At 69.7% G+C, this 4,538-nt stretch carries 5 protein-coding genes; all 5 read left to right on the forward strand.

All coding sequences use genetic code 11. The features are described from left to right. On the forward strand, window positions 1-717 hold a 717-nt coding region (locus G6030_RS14720), incomplete at its 5' end, for a transporter substrate-binding domain-containing protein (protein ID WP_182643631.1). Between the two features lie 6 nt (window positions 718-723). Then, entirely contained in the window at window positions 724-1,455 is a 732-nt protein-coding gene (gene ehuC / locus G6030_RS14725; protein WP_007628426.1) for an ectoine/hydroxyectoine ABC transporter permease subunit EhuC, read from the forward strand. After that, window positions 1,452-2,096 (forward strand): ectoine/hydroxyectoine ABC transporter permease subunit EhuD, encoded by a 645-nt coding sequence (gene ehuD / locus G6030_RS14730; protein ID WP_007628425.1) that lies wholly within the window; start codon window positions 1,452-1,454, stop codon window positions 2,094-2,096. The genes ehuC and ehuD overlap by 4 nt, the downstream gene beginning before the upstream one ends. A gap of 85 nt (window positions 2,097-2,181) precedes the next feature. Further along, window positions 2,182-2,943, forward strand: coding sequence for an ectoine/hydroxyectoine ABC transporter ATP-binding protein EhuA (gene ehuA, locus G6030_RS14735; RefSeq protein WP_061916514.1), 762 nt, complete (start codon window positions 2,182-2,184; stop codon window positions 2,941-2,943). 85 nt (window positions 2,944-3,028) lie between these two features. Further along, window positions 3,029-4,501 (forward strand): amidase, encoded by a 1,473-nt coding sequence (locus tag G6030_RS14740; protein WP_182643632.1) that lies wholly within the window; start codon window positions 3,029-3,031, stop codon window positions 4,499-4,501. The last annotated feature ends 37 nt before the right edge of the window (window positions 4,502-4,538 follow it).

Below are 4,538 nucleotides of genomic sequence, written 5' to 3' on the forward strand. Positions count from 1 at the left end.
CCGTACTCGTTCATGGAGAACGGGGAGCTGACCGGCGCCACCGTCGCGCTGCACCGCGAGATCTTCGGCAACCTGGGCATCGAGACCGTCGAGGGCGTGAACGCCGACTTCGGCGCACTGATCCCCGGCCTGCAGGCCAACCGCTTCGACGTGGTCAGCGCCGGGATGTCGATCCTGCCGGAGCGCTGCGAGCAGGCCGCGTTCAGCGAGCCGGAGTTCAACTACACCACCGCGCTCATGGTCGAGGAGGGCAACCCGATGAACCTCACCGACATGCAGTCGGTGGCGGACAGCGGAGCGCGGCTGGCGACCATGACGGGCGCGATCGAGTCCGACTACGCGACCGAGCTGGGCATCGACTCCATGCAGGTCGCCACCCCGCAGGACGGGATGGACGCGGTGACGTCCGGGCGCGCCGACGTCTTCGCGCTGACCGGGATCTCGCTTAACTGGATGAAGAACAACAACCCCGACGCGCCCGTCGAGGTCACCCAGTCGTTCGTCGCCGAGATCAACGGGGTGCCGCAGGTCGGCGCCGGCGGCACCGTGTTCCGCACCGACGACAAGGAGCTGCTGGACGCCTACAACGAGGAACTGGCGAAGATCACCTCCGACCCGGAGAAGTACCTCTCCATCGTGGGCGAGTTCGGGTTCACGGAAGAAGAGATGCCCGATCCCGAACTGACGACCGCCGACCTGTGCGCCGGGGTCGAGTAGCCGGCGGTGGACAGTAATATCGATGCCTTCCTGGAGGCGTGGCCGCGCTTCCAGGAAGGCATCGTCACCACCATCTACCTCACTCTCGGTGGCGCGGCCCTGGCGTTCGCGTTGGCGCTCGTGCTGGGTGTCGCGGCGGGCTCCCGCTCCATGCTCATCCGCGGGGTGTCGAGGACGATCGTCGAGTTCTTCCGCGGGACCTCCCTCCTGGTGCAGCTGTTCTGGCTGTTCTTCGTCCTGCCGCTGCTCGGCTACGAGCTCGACCCGCTCTTCTGCGGGATCCTCGCGTTGGGGCTCAACTACGGGGCGTATGCGGCCGAGGTGGTGCGCGGGTCGCTGGCGGCCGTGCCGGCCCCGCAGTGGGAGGCCGCGCTGGCCCTCAACTTCACGTCGTGGCAGCGCCTGTACCGGATCGTCTTCCCGCAGGCGTGGGTGCAGATGATCCCGCCGCTCAACAATCTGCTGATCCAGCTGCTCAAGGGCAGTGCACTGGCCAGCTTCATCCTGCTCCAGGACCTGACCTTCCACATCGGCGAGCTGCGGCGGGTCACCGGTGACACCGTCTTCGCCTTCGGGATCGGACTGGTGCTGTACTTCCTCATCGCCTACGTGCTCACCCTGTTCATGAACATGCTGGAGGTCGGCGCGAAGTCCCGACTCGGTGTCGGGCCGTCGATGCGTGAGGTCCTGAGTCTGCGTCCCGAACGGGTCGACGAGGCAGTGGGGGTCGGACGATGAGTGTCGACTGGAGTTGGGAACGCGCCGCCGAGGCCGTGCCCGTCCTGCTCGAGGGGTTCAGGATCACGCTGCTCGCCACCGTGGTCGGATTCCTCATCGCCGCCGCACTGGGACTGGTCGTGGCGGTGCTCCGTCGGGCCGCGCCCGCGGTGATCACGGTGCCCCTGCGCATGGTGACCGAGTTCATCCGGCTCACGCCGCTCGTGGTGCAGCTGCTGTTCGCCTACTTCCTGCTCCCACAGTTCACTGCGTTGCAGATCGGCATCGGGGTGATCGGCGTGCACTACGCGACCTACATGGCGGAGGTGTACCGCGCGGGCATCGACGCCGTTCCGCGGGGGCAGTGGGAGGCCGCGCAGGCGCTGTCCCTGCCCGCGGGCCGGACGTGGCGGGCGGTCGTGCTCCCGCAGGCGATCCGCAACACCGTCCCGGCCCTCGGCAACTATGCGATCTCGCTGTTCAAGGACACTCCCTTCCTCTTCGCCATCACCGTGGTGGAGATGGTCACGGCAGCGCAGCAGTACGGCGCCCGGAACTTCCAGTACCTCGAGCCGATCACGCTCGCCGGCGTGATCTTCCTACTCGCGAGCTACCCGACATCGATTCTCATCCGGAGACTGGAGAAGTCCCTTGCCTACTGACGACACCACCCCGGCCGGCGACGCCGCCCCCGCCGGTCACACGCCATCGGCCGGGCCGGGGTCCACGGGCGCCGACGACGCCCCGATGGTGGTGTTCGAGAAGGTGGTCAAGAAGTTCGGCGACCACACCGTCCTGGACCACCTCGACTTCACCGTGCGGCGCGGCGAGCGCGTGGCACTGATCGGACCGAGCGGATCGGGCAAGACGACGATCCTGCGGCTGCTGATGACGATCGAGTCGGTGGACGACGGCGTGATCTGGGTGGAGGGCGAGCCGCTGACCCACCAGCTCAGGGACGGCAAGCTGGTCAAACCCTCTCAGAAGCATCTGCGGGCCGTCCGATCAAAGATCGGCATGGTGTTCCAGCAGTTCAACCTGTTCCCCAACATGACGGTGCTGAGGAACATCACCGAGGCGCCCATCCACGTCCTGGGCAGATCGAAGGAGGAGGCGGAGGCGCGGGCGCGGGAACTCCTGGCCACCGTGGGGCTCTCGGACAAGGAGAACGCCCACCCCACCACGCTCTCGGGCGGCCAGCAGCAGCGGGTCGCCATCGCCCGCGCGCTCGCGATGGACCCGGACATCCTGTTGCTCGACGAGGTCACCTCGGCCCTCGACCCGGAGCTGGTGGCGGACGTGCTCGGGGTCCTCCGGATGATCGCCGAGTCCACCGACATCACGATGCTCATCGTCACCCACGAGATGGGCTTCGCCCGCGACGTCGCCGACCGCGTCCTCGTGTTCGACAAGGGCAAGATCGTCGAGGAGGGGACGCCGGAGGCGATCTTCACGGACCCGCAGCAGGAGCGGACCCGCACGTTCCTCAAGGCCGTCCTCGACCGCTGAGTCCCGCGGGCCGACCGGACCTTGACCGGGCGCCGCCGCGCTGTACGATTGTCGACAATCAGACGGTTCGGTGGAAGGTGCCCGCATGACAGTCACCCTGACGGCGCTTGAGCTCGCCGAGTGTTTCCGGGACGGCGCGTACTCCCCGGTGGAGTCGGCCGAGGAGGCGCTCGACGCCATCGAGCGGGTGGACGGGAGGATCAACGCCTTCTGCCACGTCGACCGCGAGGCGACCCTCGCCGAGGCCAGGCGTTCCGAGGAGCGGTACAGGAGCGGCGCGCCGCTCGGTCCGCTCGACGGGGTACCCACATCGATCAAGGACATCTTCTACACCCGGGGCGTCCCGACCCTGCGGGGCTCCCACCTGCTGGCCGACAAACCGGGCGCCACCGATCCGGCGTCCTGGCCCGACGACGCCCCGGTGACCTCCGCGGTCCACGAGGCCGGATGCGTGGTGATCGGCAAGACCACGACCCCGGAGTTCGCGTGGAAGGGCGTCACCGACAACACGCTCACCGGGATCACCCGCAACCCGCATGACCCGGCCCTGACCCCGGGCGGTTCGAGCGGTGGGGCGGCGTCGGCGGTCGCCGCCGGGCTCGGGCAGCTCGCACTGGGCACCGACGGCGGCGGCTCGGTCCGGATCCCCGCCGCGTTCTGCGGGATCGTCGCGCTCAAGCCCACCTACGGGGTCATCCCGATGTTCCCGTCGAGCCCGTTCGGCACGCTCGCGCACGCCGGGCCGATGACCCGCACGGTGTCCGACACCGCCGCGTTCATGGACGCTCTGCTGCGTCCCGACCCGCGGGACTGGTCCGCCGTCCCCGCGCGCGCCACCACGCCCGGCCCGGGCGGGTATCTGGCCGCGGCGACCGAGGGGACGCGGGGCGATCGCCCGCTCGAGGGCCTGCGGGTCGCCTACAGTCCCACGCTGGGCTTCGGTCGGAACGATGCCGACGTCGAGCGCGAGGTCACCCGCGCGGTCGGCGTCCTCTCCGAGCTCGGGGCGCACGTCGACACCGTGGACCCGGGCGTGACCGATCCCGTCGACGCGTTCCACGTCCTGTGGTTCGCGGGCCTGGCCGCGGTCCTCGCGTCGCACGGGCCGGACGCGATCGAGCGCGTGGACCCGTCGATGCGCGAGGCCCTGGGGCGGTACCACGACTACTCCGCCGCCGACTACCTCGACGCGGTCGCCGTCCGCATGGCGCTGGGGGCGAGGATGGCCGATTTCCACCAGCGGTACGACATCCTCATCACCCCCACCACCCCGATCCCGGCCTTTGACGTGGGGTCGGACGTGCCGCCGGGCTGGCACAGCCCGGACTGGACCTCGTGGACGCCCTACACCTATCCGTTCAACATGACCCAGCAGCCGGCGTTGAGCGTTCCGTGCGGGACGACCGACGCCGGCCTGCCGGTGGGTCTGCAGGTGGTGGGGGCCCGCTTCGAGGACCGGCTCGTCGTCCGGGTCGGCGCCGCCCTCGAGGCCGCGCTGGGCAGGGTGGTGCCCACGCCCCGGGTCCACGCCGGCGGTGCCGGGGGCGATGACCGATGACGACACCCGTCCCGGAGTCGGCCGCGGGGTCGGCCGC

Source organism: Dietzia sp. E1 (genome assembly GCF_014145015.1).
In the GTDB taxonomy this organism is placed as follows: Bacteria; Actinomycetota; Actinomycetes; order Mycobacteriales; family Mycobacteriaceae; genus Dietzia; species Dietzia cinnamea_A.